Origin of the sequence: Nocardioides agariphilus, assembly GCF_015352445.1 — a bacterium.
GTDB lineage: Bacteria > Actinomycetota > Actinomycetes > Propionibacteriales > Nocardioidaceae > Nocardioides > Nocardioides agariphilus.
This window is the reverse complement of the sequence record NZ_JADKPO010000004.1, coordinates 121136-136449: the sequence shown is the minus strand read 5'-3', so window position 1 is coordinate 136449 and position 15314 is coordinate 121136. Positions and strand designations below refer to the sequence as shown.

The 15314-nt window shown below is 71.0% G+C and carries 15 protein-coding genes; 6 read left to right on the top strand and 9 right to left on the bottom strand.

What is annotated here, in order from left to right; genetic code table 11:
* Window positions 1-180 precede the first annotated feature (180 nt).
* Together ISU10_RS04620 and ISU10_RS23760 are read left to right on the top strand one after the other, a co-directional pair.
* Complete coding sequence (locus ISU10_RS04620; protein ID WP_194695195.1) at window positions 181-1275, top strand: flavin-containing monooxygenase; 1095 nt, start codon at window positions 181-183, stop codon at window positions 1273-1275.
* Between the two features lie 57 nt (window positions 1276-1332).
* Window positions 1333-2958, top strand: a complete 1626-nt coding sequence (locus ISU10_RS23760; protein ID WP_194695194.1) for a helix-turn-helix transcriptional regulator — start codon at window positions 1333-1335, stop codon at window positions 2956-2958.
* Between the two features lie 3 nt (window positions 2959-2961).
* On the opposite strand, the gene ISU10_RS04610 is transcribed toward ISU10_RS23760, so the two are convergent.
* From ISU10_RS04610 to lipB, 3 genes are all read right to left on the bottom strand, one after another.
* Window positions 2962-3669 carry a DUF4191 domain-containing protein gene (locus tag ISU10_RS04610; protein WP_194695193.1) on the bottom strand — a complete coding sequence of 236 codons (708 nt, stop codon included), beginning with the start codon at window positions 3667-3669 and terminating at the stop codon, window positions 2962-2964.
* Window positions 3670-3705: 36 nt separating this feature from the next.
* Window positions 3706-4608 carry a lipoyl synthase gene (gene lipA, locus ISU10_RS04605; RefSeq protein WP_194695251.1) on the bottom strand — a complete coding sequence of 301 codons (903 nt, stop codon included), beginning with the start codon at window positions 4606-4608 and terminating at the stop codon, window positions 3706-3708.
* 77 nt (window positions 4609-4685) lie between these two features.
* Entirely contained in the window at window positions 4686-5483 is a 798-nt protein-coding gene (lipB, locus tag ISU10_RS04600) for a lipoyl(octanoyl) transferase LipB (RefSeq protein ID WP_194695192.1), read from the bottom strand.
* Between lipB and ISU10_RS04595 the strand changes: the two genes are divergently transcribed.
* Window positions 5482-5991, top strand: a complete 510-nt coding sequence (locus tag ISU10_RS04595; RefSeq protein WP_194695191.1) for a hypothetical protein — start codon at window positions 5482-5484, stop codon at window positions 5989-5991. The two genes, lipB and ISU10_RS04595, sit on opposite strands and share 2 nt — an antisense overlap.
* Here ISU10_RS04595 and ISU10_RS04590 read toward each other — a convergent pair.
* The 4 genes from ISU10_RS04590 to lpdA are packed head-to-tail and all read right to left on the bottom strand — an operon-like array spanning window position 5976 to window position 10996.
* Window positions 5976-6836 carry a GNAT family N-acetyltransferase gene (locus ISU10_RS04590; RefSeq protein WP_194695190.1) on the bottom strand — a complete coding sequence of 287 codons (861 nt, stop codon included), beginning with the start codon at window positions 6834-6836 and terminating at the stop codon, window positions 5976-5978. The two genes, ISU10_RS04595 and ISU10_RS04590, sit on opposite strands and share 16 nt — an antisense overlap.
* On the bottom strand, window positions 6833-7726 hold the full coding sequence (locus tag ISU10_RS04585) for a TIGR01777 family oxidoreductase (RefSeq protein ID WP_194695189.1): 894 nt from the start codon (window positions 7724-7726) through the stop codon (window positions 6833-6835). Before ISU10_RS04585 ends, ISU10_RS04590 begins: the two co-directional genes overlap by 4 nt.
* The gene (locus tag ISU10_RS04580; protein WP_194695188.1) at window positions 7726-9591 is read right to left on the bottom strand and encodes a 2-oxo acid dehydrogenase subunit E2; all 1866 of its coding nucleotides are present in this window, start codon (window positions 9589-9591) and stop codon (window positions 7726-7728) included. Before ISU10_RS04580 ends, ISU10_RS04585 begins: the two co-directional genes overlap by 1 nt.
* 34 nt (window positions 9592-9625) lie before the next feature.
* Window positions 9626-10996: a dihydrolipoyl dehydrogenase gene (gene lpdA, locus ISU10_RS04575; protein ID WP_194695187.1), complete on the bottom strand. Its 1371-nt coding sequence runs from the start codon at window positions 10994-10996 to the stop codon at window positions 9626-9628.
* A gap of 150 nt (window positions 10997-11146) precedes the next feature.
* Here lpdA and ISU10_RS04570 point away from each other — a divergent pair, with 150 nt between their 5' ends.
* Complete coding sequence (locus ISU10_RS04570) at window positions 11147-11515, top strand: hypothetical protein (protein WP_228499517.1); 369 nt, start codon at window positions 11147-11149, stop codon at window positions 11513-11515.
* A gap of 31 nt (window positions 11516-11546) precedes the next feature.
* On the opposite strand, the gene ISU10_RS04565 is transcribed toward ISU10_RS04570, so the two are convergent.
* A complete protein-coding gene (locus ISU10_RS04565; protein WP_194695186.1) occupies window positions 11547-13049 on the bottom strand; it encodes a leucyl aminopeptidase in 1503 nt (500 codons plus the stop codon).
* 63 nt (window positions 13050-13112) lie between these two features.
* On the opposite strand from ISU10_RS04565, the gene gcvT reads away from it, so the two are divergent.
* On the top strand, window positions 13113-14276 hold the full coding sequence (gcvT, locus tag ISU10_RS04560; protein ID WP_194695185.1) for a glycine cleavage system aminomethyltransferase GcvT: 1164 nt from the start codon (window positions 13113-13115) through the stop codon (window positions 14274-14276).
* Window positions 14273-14533 (top strand): hypothetical protein, encoded by a 261-nt coding sequence (locus tag ISU10_RS04555; RefSeq protein WP_194695184.1) that lies wholly within the window; start codon window positions 14273-14275, stop codon window positions 14531-14533. The genes gcvT and ISU10_RS04555 overlap by 4 nt, the downstream gene beginning before the upstream one ends.
* On the opposite strand, the gene ISU10_RS04550 is transcribed toward ISU10_RS04555, so the two are convergent.
* Window positions 14534-15298 carry a class I SAM-dependent methyltransferase gene (locus tag ISU10_RS04550; protein WP_194695183.1) on the bottom strand — a complete coding sequence of 255 codons (765 nt, stop codon included), beginning with the start codon at window positions 15296-15298 and terminating at the stop codon, window positions 14534-14536.
* Between the last annotated feature and the right edge of the window lie 16 nt (window positions 15299-15314).

Genomic DNA, 15314 nt, shown 5'->3' with positions numbered 1-15314 from the left:
TCGACTTCCTTCGGGCCGGGGCCGATCGGCAAACGGGAAGGTGGGGGAGCTCGACTTCGTGGTCACACCTCGCGCAGATCGTCAAGGCCCCTGAGCCGGGCGGAGTACCCATCCCTTCGCCGTAGAGATGGGCAGATCGACCGACGCGACGTCACGGCTCGCGTTCCTAGCGTGACGACCATGACAACTCAGCACATCGAGACCCTGATCATCGGCGCCGGCCAGGCCGGCCTCGCGACGGCGCACCACCTCCAACGCCTCGGGCGCGAGTGCCTGGTCGTCGACCGCAACGAACGCGTCGGCGACAACTGGCGGGCGCAGTGGGACACGCTGAAGCTCTACAGCCCGGCCAAGTACGACGGCCTGCCAGGGCTGGCCTTCCCAGCCGAGCCGTGGTCCTACCCGGGCAAGGACGACGTGGCGGACTACCTGGAGAAGTACGCGATCCACGGGGACCTGCCGGTGCGGATGTCGACGTCGGTGCAGCGACTGTCGGTGCGCCCGGATGGTGGGTTCACGGCAGTCCTCGGTGACGGGGAGATCACCTGCGACAACGTGGTGGTCGCCACCGGGAGCTTCGGGCGGACGCCGACGCTGCCGCCCTTCGCGAGCGACCTGGCGCCGAACATCCGGCAGCTCCACTCCAGCGAGTACCGCCGCCCCGACCAGATCGGGGACGGACCCGTGCTGGTCGTGGGTGCCTCGCACTCCGGGTGCGACATCGCCTACGAGCTCGCCGAGCACCTGCCCACCACACTCGTCGGGCCTGACCGCGGGCAGATCCCGATGGACTGGAACTCCCGGGCCATCCGGTTGTTCTTCCCGCTGATCATCTTCATGTGGCGCCACGTCGTCACCCGCCGCACGCCGATCGGCCGCAAGGAGATGAACGAGGTCAGGCACCACGGCGGGCCCATGCTGCGCGTGAAGAGGGAGCATCTCGAACAACGGGGCGTCGTCCGCAACACCGGTCGGGTCGTCGGTGTTCGCGATGGCCTGCCCGTCCTCGACGACGGGACCGTCGTCGACGCCAGCACCGTCGTCTGGTGCACGGGCTTCCGGCAGGCGTTCGACTGGATCGACGCCCCGGTCTTCGGTGACGACGGCTACCCGGTCGAGTACCGCGGCGTGGTCGACGCCGTACCTGGCCTGTTCTTCTGCGGACTGTCCTTCCAGTTCGCGTTCAGCTCGATGGTGCTGCCCGGGGTCGGTCGCGACGCCGAGTTCGTCGCGCGCCGGATCGCCGATCGGCAGAAGGCAGCCCTCGCGGCCTGACCGACAGGAGACGGCCAGGCAGCACTCTGGCTATCCTCCGAGCAAGGGTGGTGTGCGATGGGCGTGATCAACGACTTGGCGCGGGCCCGCGAGGCCTACCAGCGACGTGAGTGGATCACGGCCTACGACACGCTGTCCGACACCGACCATGCTGATCTCGACGGCGACGACTTCTTCCGGCTCGCGGTCGCGGCCCACCTCGTGGGCCGCGACAACGACAGCATCCAGGCCTTGCAACGCGCCTACCAGATCCACTTGGGGCGGGGCGAGACCCTCGCCGCCGTGCGAAGCGCGGACCTGCTGGCACACGTCCTCCTCGTCAAGGGCGAGACCGCCGTCGGGAGTGGCTGGGTCGCCCGCTGCCAACGGCTGCTCGAGGACGTCGAGGGTGACGTCGTTGAGCGCGGGTACGTGCTGATCCACCTGATGATGCGCTACATCTTCAGCGGCCGGTTCGATGAAGCCGGAGGCCTGGCGACCCGGATCGTCGACTACGGCCGCCGGTACGGCGACCCCGACCTGGTCGCCAACGGCCTGAACGCCCAAGGGCGGATGCTGCTGTACGCCGGCCGGGTGCCCGACGGTCTGGCGCTCCTCGACGAGGCGATGGTGGGTATCGCGACCGGCGAGGTGTCGCCGATCTTCGCCGGGGAGATCTACTGCTCGCTGATCGAGGCGTGCCAGGAGGTCTCGGACTTCCGCCGTGCGGCTCAGTGGACCAGCGCCCTCACCTCGTGGATCGACACTCAACCCGGGCTGGTCCAGTTCACCGGACAGTGCGCCGTGCACCGGGGACAGCTGATGCGGGTCGGAGGGGCCTTCGTCGAGGCCGTCGAGGAGTTCCGGAACGCGGCTGTGAGGTACGCCGCGGCCGAGACGCCAGCGCCCGCCGGCCTGGCGATGGCCGAGTGCGGTGAGGTGTTGCGGATCCTGGGAGACCTGCAGGCGTCCGAGATGGCGTACGACGACGCAGTGGGGTTCGGCTACGAGGCCCAGCCCGGACGGTCGCTGTTGTGGCTGGACCGGGGGAGGGCGATTGCGGCCCAGGCCGCGGTCAACCGCTTGCTCGCAGAACAGATGGACCCTGTCCACCGGTCACAGCTCCTGCCGGGTGCGGTCGAGGTCATGCTCGCAGTGGGGGAGACCGAGACGGCCCAGCTGCTCGCGAACGAGCTCACGGGTGTGGCCGAGTCCTTCGGCTGTGACGCGTTGCGAGCGATGGCGGCCTACGCCACCGGGCACGTCGAGCTTGCGAGCGGCCGGGCCGACTCCGCGGTGCCGGAGCTGCGCCGTGCGCTGGGGTGGTGGCGGTCGCTCGACGCGCCGTACGAGGCCGCGCGCGCCCGCCTGCAGCTGGGCCGCGCGCTGCGTGAGCTCGGCGACGAGGAGACCGCCACCGGCGAGATCGCCGCCGCCCGCGCCACCTTTGCCCGCCTGGGCGCGTTGCCGGCGGAGCGCGAGGCGGCCAGACTTCTCGGGGCCGATCGCCCCGGTGGGCTGACCGACCGCGAGCTGGAGGTGCTCCGACTGGTAGCCCGGGGGAGCAGCAACCCGGAGATCGCCGCCACCCTGGTGCTGAGCGAGAAGACCGTTGCCCGGCACCTGTCCAACATCTTCACCAAGCTCGACGTCGGCTCGCGCACCGCCGCGGCGGCGTTCGCCTTCGACAACGGCCTGACGTGAGGCTCAGCGACCGCGCATCTGGCCGCGCAGGCCCTTCATGCTCGTCGGCACCGGGCCCTTGGGCAGCGGAATGTTGGGTCGTGCGGCGTCGATGGCCTTGAGGCGGCTGAGGACGTCGGTCATCTCGGCTGGCGTGACCTGTCGCTTGAGCTTGCTGATCGTGCGCACGAGCTTGGGCAGTGGCACCTGACCCTCGTCGGTGCCGACGATGAACTCGTGGATCGGGGTGTCGGCCGCGACCCGCTCGTGGCGCCGGCGCTCGTTGGCCAGCAGGGCCTTCAGACGCGAGGCGTTGCCCTCGCCGACGAGCACGATGCCGGGCGGACCCACCACCCGGTGGACGACATCCTGCTGTTTGTTGAAGCCGACGGCCGGCTCTGACTTCCAGCCGCGCCGCAAGGTGGTCAGGGCGGAGGCGGCAGCTCCGGGACGACCGTCGAGCTGGGCATAGGCGGCGGCTTGGGCGCGTCGGGAGAAGATCGCCAACGTGGTGACCAGGCCCACCATGACGGCGCCGATGATGCCTGCCACCAGGTGGAAGGTCCCCGAGCCGGGGAGCAGCCAGAAGATCCCGAACCCGACCGCGGCACCGATGACGAACGCGCCGAGCAGCCACCACACGAGCCGCGGGTCGCCGCGACGAGCCATCTTGAAGGTCTCGACGAACTGCTCGCGCCGCTTCATCGTCGGCTGCTCGGGAGTCTTGGCCATGCCAGTCTTTCGTGTCCGGGGATCCGTGATGCTCGGTCAGGCGAGGGTTCGCGCGTCCATCGCCTGACGGTACAGGCGACCGGCGCGGTAGGACGAACGCACGAGCGGTCCGCTGAGCACGCCGCTGAAGCCGATCTCCTCGGCCTCGGCGGCCAGCTCGACGAACTCCTCGGGCTTGACCCATCGCTCCACGGGGTGGTGGCGGGCGGAGGGCCGCAGGTACTGGGTGATCGTGACCAGCTCGGTGCCGGCGTCGTGGAGGTCGCGGAGCGCCTGGCTGACCTCCTCGCGGGTCTCGCCCAGACCCAGGATCAGGTTGGACTTGGTGACCAGGCCGAAGTCGCGGGCCTGGGTCAGCACTGCGAGCGAGCGGTCGTATCGGAACGCCGGGCGGATCCGCTTGAAGATCCGCGGCACGGTCTCGACGTTGTGGGCCAGCACCTCGGGCCGCGACTCGAAGACCTCGGTCAGCAGGTCGGGCTGGCCGTTGAAGTCGGGGATCAGGTTCTCCACGCCCGTGCCGGGGTTGAGCTCGTGAATGGCACGCACGGTCTCGGCGTAGAGCCACGCGCCACCATCGGGCAGGTCGTCGCGGGCGACACCGGTGATGGTCGCGTAGCGCAGGCCCATCGTGCGGACCGACTCGGCGACCCGGCGCGGCTCGTCACGGTCGAGGGGCTGGGGCTTGCCGGTGTCGATCTGGCAGAAGTCGCAACGCCGTGTGCACTGGTCGCCGCCGATGAGGAACGTCGCCTCGCGGTCCTCCCAGCACTCGAAGATGTTGGGACAAGCGGCCTCCTGGCAGACCGTGTGCAGGCCTTCGGACTTCACCAGGCTCTGCAGCGCGGTGTACTCCGGACCCATCCGCGCGCGGGTCTTGATCCACTCCGGCTTGCGCTCGATCGGGGTCTCCGCGTTGCGAACCTCGAGGCGCAGCATCTTCCTGCCGTCGGGAGCGATCGTCACGTCGCCCAACACTACGCCGCGAGCCCAATCGCCTCCGCATCCCTACACGACTAAGGAGTGAGGAGCTCGATCCGGGGCAGACGCCCGGGCTCTGGTCGCGGCTCGTAGTCGGGCGTCGCGACGTACGGCGCCCAGGCGAGCAGGGCGCGCAGGTGCCGCTCGACGATCGGCAGCACCTCCGTGACGGTCACGTCGCGGCCCAGCTCGGCTGAGAGCGAGGTGACTCCGGCGTCGGCGATGCCACACGGCACGAACCGGTCGTACCAGGCCAGGTCCACGTCGCAGTTGAGGGCGAACCCGTGCATCGCGACGCCCCGGCTCACGCGGATGCCGATGGCCGCGACCTTCCGCTCCGGCAGGCCGCGGCTGGGGTCGGCCTGGAGCCAGACGCCGCTGCGCCCTGGCACCCGCGCGGTCGTGACGCCGAGGTCGCGACAGACGCCGATCAGCGCCTCCTCGACCCGACGCACGTAGTCGACGACCTTGACGTGGTCAGGCAGCGACACGATCGGGTAGCCAACGAGCTGGCCGGGACCGTGGAAGGTGATCTTGCCGCCCCGGTCGACGTCGATGACGGGCGCGCCGCCGGGGTCGGCGGGCCGCTCGTGGGCATCGGTGCGCTTGCCGGCGGTGAAGACCGGTGGGTGCTCCAGGAGAAGGACCGTCGGCGGCTGATCGCCCGCCACCACGGCTGCGTGCACCTGACGCTGCAGCTCCCAGGCCTCAAGATAGTCGACGGCGTCGGGTCCGAGGCCGGCGATCCGGAAGTCCAGCTGCACGATGCCAACCGTACGCCTGTGGATGAGCGCCGACGCCGCCGCCCGCGATCGCGCAGGCTTGTTGTCCATGGCTCGACTCTCGCTGCTGCTCGTGCTGGTTCTCGGGGCTCTGCTGGCCGTCGTACTCGTCATCGTCGACGGTGCTGGGTCCAGCGAGGGTCGGTCGCGGACGAGACCCGTCGGCGAGCCGGGCGTCGAGTCGCGGGCACTGCGGGTGCTGCACACCTGGGACGCCCAGCGAGCTCGCGCCTACGCACGCGGCGACGGTGCTGCCCTCTCGGAGCTCTACACCGACCGCTCTCGCACAGGGGCGGCGGACCGCGCGGTGCTGCACGGCTACACGCGCCGGGGGCTTCGGGTGAGAGGCATGACCACGCAGGTCTTGTCGGTGGTGGTCCTGACGGACCTGCCCCGGCGCATCGTGCTGCGGGTCACCGAGGTGTTGCTCCAAGCCGCTGTCGTCGACCGGCGGGGCAAACCGTGGGCGCTGCCGCACGACCAGCCCTCGACGCGTCAGGTCGTGCTGGTGCGACCCGGTGACCGGTGGCTCGTCGCCGAGACCTATCCGGCGGACTGACGCACCAGGGCGGTGAAGCGCTCGACCTCGTGCAGGCCCGCTGCCCGGTAGGTCGCGACGGCGCCGGCGTTGTCGGCCGGGGTGCACACCGTGACGCCGGAAGCGCCGAGGTCCGCCAGCCGTGCCATGACCTCGGTCACCACTCGGAGTCCCCAGCCCTCGCCGCGGTGGTCGCGGTGCGTGGCGACCGGTTCGAGGATGGCGGTCGCATCGCGGCCAGCCCACCAGGCAGTCGCGATCGACGTCGGCGTCCCGCCTCCCAGCACGACGAGGTCGAGGTCACGTCGGTAGCCGGGCCCCGCAGCCATCCGCTGCCAGGCCTCCTCGGTGAACGTGGATCGGTCGAACCCGGCCCGTTGCACCGACACGCGCTCGCCCACTGCATCGGCTGCCTCGACGACCGTCGCGCCGCTCGAGCGCGCGGCGGGCTGCCACTGGGCGAGGTCGAGGTGCAACGCGACCCACGGATCGGGGTCGAGCGTCCAGCCCTCGCCAGCAAGGATCCGGCGGGTGGCGGTCTCGGGGCGCAGGTCGGCGAAGGCCTCCTCGCCGGGCAGGTCCCGACAGGCCCGGGCCACCTGCTCCCCGAGCCTCGCGTCCCGCTCCCAGCCACGTTGGATGGCGAAGCGTCCGAACCCACCCTCGAGCAGCCCCACCGCGAGCAGGTCGTTGCCGTCCCACCAGCCCACGAACGCCTCAACGATCGCCTCGTCGTCCAGACGCAGGTGCCAGCCGAGGTCGCCTTGGTGGAGGCCGGCCGCCACCCGGTCGGGATGGGGCCACGAGTCCATCGCGGCGAGCAGCTCGCTGACGGTCTCGCGGTCGTGGGCCCGCCGCTCGATCATCGAGCCAGGCCGACGGCGAGCACGTCGTCGACGTCGTGGTCGGAGAACTCGAAGCCCGCCCGGTCGAGCACCTCGGGACGTACGTTGACCGAGCCGAGCACCTCGCCGGCCATCCGGCCGGCGCCCACCTTGATGGCGAACGCCGGCACTCGCACCAGGGCCTTGCGGTGCAGCGCCCTGGCAAGTGCGTGGGTGAACTCGGCGTTGGTGGGAGTACGAGGTGCGCACAGGTTGACCGGGCCGGAGATGGCCGCGTCGTGGCAGACGTGCACGGCGGCCGCCGTCCAGTCGCGCAACGAGATGACGGGGAAGAACTGTCGACCGTCGGAGAGCTGGGCCCCGAGACCGAGCCGGAAAGCCAGCGCCAGCTGCTTGAGCGGTGGAGCCGTGCGGTCCATCACGGGGACGGTCCGCAGGAGCGCGACGCGCGCACCGGCCTCGGCTGCCGGGTCGGTGGCTTGCTGCCACTCGCGGCAGACCAGCGTCATGAACGACGCACCGCGGCTGTCGGACGACTCGGTGACGACCTCGCAGCCGTGGTCGCCGTACCAGCCGAGGGCGTTCTGGGCGACGTAGACCGGGTGGGCGTCGTGGGCGGCAATGGCCTCCGCGAGCGTGCGGGTCGTGGAGAGCCGGCTCTCGCGCAGGTTGCGCGCCCACTTCTTCGAGTGAGGGTTGCCGATGGTGGGGGAGCCGGCCACGTTGACCACGACGTCGATCCCGTCGAGTGCCGAGAGGTCGAGCACGCCGGCGGCAGGGTCCCACGGCACCTCGTCGGGGGCGGTCGGCGGCCGGCGCACCAACCTGACTACGTCGTCGCCTGCCGCCCGGAGTCCCTCGACGAGGTGCGAGCCGAGGAAGCCGGTCGACCCGGCGACGAGAAGTCGCATCAGACCTCGAACGTGCCGGTCTCGAGCCGGGCCTTCACGTCGCTGAGGAACCGGGCGGCGTCGGCGCCGTCTACGAGACGGTGGTCGTAGGTGAGGGCCAGGTAGACCATCTGGCGTACGGCGATGGTCTCGCCCAGGTTGGCGTCGTCGATGACCACCGGACGCTTGACCACCGCGCCGGTGCCGAGGACCGCCACCTGCGGCTGGTTGATGATCGGGGTGTCGAAGAGCGCGCCGCGGCTGCCGGTGTTGGTCAGCGTGAAGGTGCCTCCCGACAGCTCGTCGGGGGTGATCTTGTTGTTGCGCGTGCGCTCGGCGACATCGGCGATCTTGCGAGCCAACCCGGCGATCGACAGGTCGCCGGCATCCTTGATGACCGGTGTCAGGAGGCCCTTCTCGGTGTCGACCGCGATCGCGATGTTCTCGCGGTCGTAGTAGGTGACCTCGCCTGCCTCGGTGTCGATCGCGGCATTGAGCTTGGGGTGCTCCTTGAGCGTGTCGATGACCGCCTTGGCGAAGAACGGCATGAAGGACAGCTTCACGCCCTCGCGCTTGGCGAAGTCGGCCTTCACCTGGTCGCGCAGCCGCGAGACCGCCGTGATGTCGACCTCGACGACCGTGGTCAGCTGGGCGCTGGTCTGCAGCGACTCGAGCATCCGCGTGGCGATCACCTTGCGCAGCCGCGACATCTTCTCGGTCGTGCCACGCAGGGTGGCAGGTACCGTCGAGGTGCTCGCAGCAGCCGGAGCCGCGGGGGCCGCCGGCGTGGCAGGAGCGGCTGGTGTCGCCGGTGCCGCAGGGGCTGCGGCCGCGGCGGGAGCCGGCTGCGCGGCGGCCTGGGCAGCCGCTGTCGGAGCGGGGGCGGTGGTGCCCTGCTTGGCGGCGGCGTCGAGGACGTCCTGCTTGCGGATCCGGCCGCCGACGCCCGTGCCGCTCACGCTGGCCAGGTCGACGTTGTGCTGGGCCGCCATCTTGCGCACCAGTGGGGTGACGTAGCCCGAGGGCTCGTCGCCGTCGCCCCCCGACGCGGGAGCCGGAGCAGCGGCTGCGGGCTGCTGAGGCTGGGCGGGCTGCTCGACCTCGGCGGGCTGCTCGGCCTGGGCCGGCTGCTCGGCCTCGGCGGCGGGCGCCGGCTCGGCGGGACTCGCAGCCGGCGTGCTGGCCCCCTGCTCGCCGATGATCGCGAGCTCGGCGCCGACCTCGACGGTCTCGTCCTCGTTGACCTTGATCTCGAGCAGCGTGCCGGCAGCGGGGGAGGGGATCTCGGTGTCGACCTTGTCGGTCGAGACCTCGAGCAACGCCTCGTCGACGGCTACCTGGTCACCGACCTGCTTGAGCCAGCGCGTGACGGTGCCTTCGGTCACCGACTCGCCCAGCGCAGGCAGCGTCACCGAGGTCGTCGCGCCGCCTCCGGTCGACGGAGCCTCGGCGGCGGGCTGCTCGGCGGGAGCCTCCTCGGCGGGAGCTTCCGCGGCGGTGGGCTGCTCGGCGGCGGGCTGCTCGGCGGCGGGCTGCTCGGCGGCGGGCTGCTCGGCGGGAGCCTCCTCGGCGGCGGGTTGCTCGGCGGGAGCCTCCTCGGCGGCGGGCTCTTCGGCGGGAGCCTCCTCCTGCCCGCCCGTCGACTCACCCTCATTGCCGATCAGTGCCAAGACGGCGCCGACCTCCACGGTCTCGTCCTCGGCGGCCTTGATCTCCAGCAGCGTGCCGGCGACGGGCGAGGGGATCTCGGTGTCGACCTTGTCGGTGGACACCTCGAGCAACGCCTCGTCGATCGACACCGAGTCACCGACCTGCTTGAGCCAGCGGGTGACGGTGCCCTCCGTGACGGACTCGCCGAGCGCCGGGAGGGTGACTTCGGTGGCCATGGGGCTCCTTTGGTGAGCGGGGGTGGGATGAGTGTCAGGAATGGGCGTGCAGGGGCTTGCCGGCCAGGGCCAGGTGGGCCTCGCCGAGCGCTTCGTTCTGGGTGGGATGGGCGTGGACGAGCGGGGCGACGTCCTCGGCGTGGGCTTCCCAGCCGTAGATGAGCTGTGCCTCGCCCACCAGCTCGCCGACGCGGTCCCCGACCAGGTGGATGCCGACGACGGGTCCCTCCTTGCGGCGGACGAGCTTGACGAAGCCCTGGGTCTTGAGGATCTGGCTCTTGCCGTTGCCGCCTAGGTCGTAGGTCAGCGACTCGACCTCGCCGTAGCGCTCGGTGGCCTGGGCCTCGGTGAGGCCGACGGAGGCGACCTCGGGGTGGGAGTAGGTGACGCGCGGGATCCCGGCCTCGTCGATCGTCGCGGGGGCAAGGCCGGCGATGTCCTCGGCGACGAAGATGCCTTGCTGGAAGCCGCGGTGGGCCAGCTGCAGGCCCGGCACGATGTCGCCGACGGCATAGACGCCCTCGAGGTTGGTGCGGCATCGGTCGTCGGCGAGCACGAAGCCGCGCTCCATCGCCACGCCCTGCTCGGCGTAGCCGAGTCCGTCGGTCGACGGTCCACGCCCCACCGCCACCAGCATCAGCTCGGCCTCGATCACCTCGCCGCCCTCGACCGTCACGGCGACACCGTCGTCGGTGACCTTGACGGACTGGAACGGCGTGCCGGTGCGCATCACGATCCCGCGCTTGCGGAACGCGCGCTCCAGCGCCTTCGAGCTGGCTTCGTCCTCGGCAGGAACCAGCCGGGGCAGAGCCTCGACGATGGTCACCTCGGCGCCGAAGGACCGCCATACGCTCGCGAACTCACAGCCGATCACGCCGCCACCCAGCACCACCACCGACGCCGGCACGGCGTCGAGGCGAAGCGCGTGCTCGCTGGTGATCACCCGGTCGCCGTCGATGTCGAGACCGGGCAGGGACCTGGCGTAGGAGCCCGAGGCGAGCACCACGTGACGGCCGGAGTAGGCCGAGCCGCCCACCGTCACCTCGCGGGGACCGGTCAGCCGCCCCACACCCTCGATGACGGTGATGCCGCGGCCCTTGATCAGACCCGACAGTCCCTTGAACAGCCGTGACACGACGCCGTCCTTGTAGCTGTTGACGCCCTCCATGTCGATGCCGTCGAGAGTGGCGCGCACCCCGAACTGCGCGGAGTCGCGCGCGCCGTCAGCGATCTCGGCCGCGTGGAGCAGCGCCTTGGTCGGGATGCAGCCCACGTGGAGACACGTGCCACCGAGATTGCCCTTCTCGACCAGGCCGACGCTCAGGCCCAGCTGCGCGGCTCGCAGGGCGCAGGCGTAGCCACCCGACCCCGCCCCGAGAATGAGTACGTCGAACTCGGCCTTCACGCTGGTCCTTCCGCTCTCACAAGTCAGTCGTCATGCCCCACGTCCATGCCCGCCCATCCTTGCACTTTCGTCTGACGTGTCCACACCGGTCTCCGGCGCCCCGAGCCCTGGTGGCCCACCCGCGTTCAACGTCTGGGGCACACTAGGCGCATGGGGTTGTTCGACCGGTTCCGCCGCGGCCCACGCGTGCGACTTCGTCCGCCAGCACGTGACTCGGCCCGCACGGGCTCCACCCGCGTCCGCGCCTCCGACGCTGCCGATGAGGGACATCTGTTCGAGTTCGTCACCACCAGGCGCGGCGTCGAGGGCTTCGTGGAGCCGCGCACAGCCGTCAGCGACGTCACGCTCCTGCTCGTGGCCCACGACGGCGAGTGGACCCGTCGTCGGGTTCCGTCGGTCGACTGGGCACACAAGTTCTGCAACCGCCACCAGGTCCCGTCCTACGACGCCGCAGTGGTCGGCGTCCCCCAACGGATGCGCGACTACAACAGGCGGCGCAAGCAGAACCCGGGCGGGTGAGGAGGGCGCGGGTCATGAAGACCGCGGCACCTCAACCTGCGTTGACCACCAGCGACCTGGCGTAGTCGACCAAGGTGGCGACACCGAAGCCCGTACCCCCCGAGGTGATGTGGCCGTAGGGCCCGCCGGAGTTGAAGGCAGTGCCCGCGATGTCGAGGTGGGCCCAGGGCAGGCCGGCGGTGAACTCCCGTAGGTAGGCCGCTGCGAACAGGCCGCCGCCCCATCGGTTGCCGTCGTGTTGGAGGAGGTCGGCGATCTTGCTGCTCTTGATGCGCTCGACCATGGCCTCCGGAATCGGCATCGGCCACAGCCCCTCGCCCGCGGCCTCGCCGGCCGCCAGCACGCCGCCGACAACCTCGTCGGATCCGAGCACGCCCGCGACCTTGTCACCGAGGGCGATGACCATGTGACCGGTCAGGGTCGCGACGTCGAGGATCGCGTCGGGCACGAGCTCCGTGGCTCGCACCAGGGCGTCGGCGAGGATCAGTCGTCCCTCGGCGTCGGTGTTGAGGACCTCGCTGGTCGTGCCGCCGTAGTGCGTGACCACGTCACCGGGGCGCATCGCGCTGCCGGAGACCATGTTCTCGGCCATCGGGGCGAAGGCCGAGATCTTGAGGGGCAGGCCGAGCCTGGCGATCGCGAACGTGGCCTGCACGACGGCGGCTGCGCCGGCCATGTCGGACTTCATGGTCGTCATGCCGCTGGCGGGCTTGATCGAGAGACCGCCGGAGTCGTAGGTGATGCCCTTGCCGACCAACGCCACGTGGCCGACCGCGTCGGCGGGGTCGTAGACCAACTCGACGAGTCGAGGCGGGGCCGAGGAGCCTTCGCCGACGGCAAGGATCCCGCCGCAGCCGAGGTCGGCCAGCCGCTTCTCGTCGAGGACGGTCACCTTCACCTTAGCGCCACGGCCGAGCTTCTTGGCGGCTGCGGCGACGGCCTCGGCGAAGTCGGGGGGCCGCAGGTCGGCCGGAGGCAGGTTGACCCAGTCGCGGGCCTCCCTCACGGCATCGGCGACCAGCAGTGCTTCCTCCGAGGCGGACACGGCAGCCTGCTGCCGGGCGATCGGGGTCAGCAGCGACACCGTGTTGGCACCCTGGGACTCGGCGGCGCGCTTGCGCTTGTACGTCGTGAACGTGTAGGACCCCAGCTCGTAGCCCTCGATCACGGCGCGCACCAGCTCGGGGGAGTCTGCCGGCAACGCCAGCGCGACCGACGACGCGTTGCTGATCGCTCGGGCCGCGCTGCCGGCGGCGCGGCGCACGGCGACCGGCCCGGGGTCCTCCCCGAGCCCGACGAGCACCAGCAGCGGAGAGGAGATGACACCCGCGGTCGGCACCTTGGCGACCTCACCCGGCTTCGCGCCGAAGCCCAGGGTCGACAGCATCGGCCGCAGCTTGCGGCCATAGGCCTCGGCCACGTCCTCGGCACCCGGAGCGAGCCGCACGTCCTTGCCGGACTGGACGGCGCCGACCACGACGACGTCGGAGCGGGTCTTGGCGGGGCTCGCGCTGCGGAGGTGGTACGACGTCACGCGCCGCACTCTAGCCAGGCTGCCTGCCCGTGCCGGGGTTCGCCGCTCGGTAGGGTTCTGGTCATGGATGCGGTCAGTGGCACGGGCGGCGACAAGGGTGCGGACACGGGCGGCGACAAGGGCGGGGCGGCCCTCCTGCAGTCACCGCTGCACGACCGCCACGTGGCGCTGGGTGCGAAGTTCGCCGAGTTCGGCGGGTGGAGCATGCCGCTGGAATACCCCTCGGGCGTCGTCAAGGAGCACACGGCCGTTCGTGAGGCCGTCGGGATCTTCGACGTGAGCCACCTCGGCAAGGCGATGGTCAGCGGGCCCGGAGCGGCCGCGCACGTCAATGCAACGCTGAGCAACGACCTTGCCAGGATCCACCCCGGCAAGGCGCAGTACACGCTGTGCTGCGACGACGAGACCGGCGGCATCGTCGATGACCTCATCGCCTACTACCAAGACGACGAGCATGTCCTGCTCGTCCCCAACGCCGCCAACACGGCCGAGGTCGTGCGACGGCTTGCTGTGGCGGCGCCAGAGGGCGTCAAGGTGGTCGACCACCACACGTCCTACGCCGTCTTGGCCGTGCAGGGCACCAGGTCCGACGAGGTGCTGGCGGCCGTCGGGCTGCCCGCGGGTCACGACTACATGACCTTCGTCGAGGCCGAGTTCGCCGGTGCCGGCGTCGTGGTCTGCCGCACCGGCTACACCGGTGAGCGCGGCTACGAGCTGATCGCGGTCAACGAGGTCGCCGGCGCGCTGTGGGACCGCCTGATGGAGGCGGGCGCCGCCCACGGGATGCTCGCGTGCGGGCTCGGTGCTCGCGACACCCTCCGCACCGAGATGGGCTACCCGCTCCATGGCCAGGACATCAGCCTCGACGTCACCCCCAACCAGGCCAGGCTCGGCTGGGCGGTCGGGTGGAGCAAGGAGCGTTTCTGGGGACGCGAGGCGTTGCTCGCCGAGAAGGCAGCCGGCCCCCAGCGGCTGCTGCGCGGGCTGGTCGCCGACGGTCGAGGCATCCCGCGACCCGGGATGATGGTGTTCCTCTCCGCTGACGTGGCGCTCGGCGCGATCACGTCGGGCACCTTCAGCCCCACCCTGCGTCAGGGGATCGGCCTGGCCCTGCTGCCGGCGTTCGTCCACCCCGAGGCCGAGCTGACCGTCGACGTGCGCGGCCGGCGCGAGCTGTTCCGCTCGGCGAAGCTGCCGTTCGTCCACCCGTCGGTGCGTGAGTCGTGAACCTCCCCGAGCAGCCGCCCACCTTCCGTCCCCCGACGGCAGCCGAGCGCCCGTGGTGGTGGCGTCTGGAGGACGCCGCCGGCAACGAGGTCTCGGCCTCGGAGGAGTACGACGGACAGAGGTTCGTCTCCCAGGCCGACGCTGAGTCGTGGGTGGGGGAGATCTGGTCCGACCTGGCTGAGCACGGCGTGACGGGGGTGACCCTGTTCGAGGGCGACCGCGCGGTCTACGGGCCGATGTCGCTCTCGGCTGGCTGATCAGCCGCGCCGGCCGACTGCTGCTCGCGCAGTCCCCGAGATGCGGATCGGCTCCGTCGGCAGCGACGCACGACACCCCTCACGCAGCGCCTCTTGCTCATCGGGGCCGAGCCCCACGAAGTACTCGCCCGCCGGACCGATCCCGAACGCGAACGGTGACCACCACTCCTCGAAGGTCGCGACCTCGACGTGCACGGTGAGAGTGGTGGACCTGATGTCGCAGATGCCGGGCGGCATCATCGCCGCGAGCTGGCCCTCGCGCGATCCCGGCAGGTCCATCGCGCGCGCAGCTCCGGGGTCGAGCTGGTCGGCCACCCGCCAGTACGACGCCATCGGGCCCTCCGCGGCATCCCAGGCACACGCGGCTACCACGCCTCCGTCGCGGACCACCCGGCTCATCTCGGCGAGGCCGCGATGCGGGTCTGCCATGAACGGCACCACCAGCTGGCAGACCGCGGCACCGAAGGCGCCGTCATCGAAGGGCAGTTGCTCAGCGGTCGCTTCGCGCACATCGGCTGCCGGGAACCGGTCGCGCGCCGAGGCGACGAGGGTCGGTGACGGGTCGACGGCAGCGATGCGCCCGACGCCCAGACGGGCGGCCAGCACAGCGGTGACGGTGCCCGGCCCGCAACCGACGTCGAGGATCTTGTCGTCGGCCCCCAGGTCGCCGGCGTCGAGGACCAGATCCGCGAAGAGCTCGGCAAGCGGGTCGGCGTACCGGCCCATGAACCGCGCGTAGGCATCGGCCGTCACGTCGAAGGTCACCTCGGGGACGCTAGCC

Coding starts and splice junctions, on each gene's coding strand:
- lipB (WP_194695192.1), bottom strand. CDS start 5,483: ATGGACAACAAGCCTGCGCGATCGCGGGCGGCGGCGTCGGCGCTCATC.
- ISU10_RS04610 (WP_194695193.1), bottom strand. CDS start 3,669: ATGGCCAAGACTCCCGAGCAGCCGACGATGAAGCGGCGCGAGCAGTTC.
- gcvT (WP_194695185.1), top strand. CDS start 13,113: ATGGATGCGGTCAGTGGCACGGGCGGCGACAAGGGTGCGGACACGGGC.
- ISU10_RS04570 (WP_228499517.1), top strand. CDS start 11,147: ATGGGGTTGTTCGACCGGTTCCGCCGCGGCCCACGCGTGCGACTTCGT.
- ISU10_RS23760 (WP_194695194.1), top strand. CDS start 1,333: ATGGGCGTGATCAACGACTTGGCGCGGGCCCGCGAGGCCTACCAGCGA.
- ISU10_RS04580 (WP_194695188.1), bottom strand. CDS start 9,591: ATGGCCACCGAAGTCACCCTCCCGGCGCTCGGCGAGTCCGTCACGGAG.
- ISU10_RS04595 (WP_194695191.1), top strand. CDS start 5,482: ATGGCTCGACTCTCGCTGCTGCTCGTGCTGGTTCTCGGGGCTCTGCTG.
- ISU10_RS04590 (WP_194695190.1), bottom strand. CDS start 6,836: ATGATCGAGCGGCGGGCCCACGACCGCGAGACCGTCAGCGAGCTGCTC.
- ISU10_RS04620 (WP_194695195.1), top strand. CDS start 181: ATGACAACTCAGCACATCGAGACCCTGATCATCGGCGCCGGCCAGGCC.
- ISU10_RS04585 (WP_194695189.1), bottom strand. CDS start 7,726: ATGCGACTTCTCGTCGCCGGGTCGACCGGCTTCCTCGGCTCGCACCTC.
- lipA (WP_194695251.1), bottom strand. CDS start 4,608: ATGCTGCGCCTCGAGGTTCGCAACGCGGAGACCCCGATCGAGCGCAAG.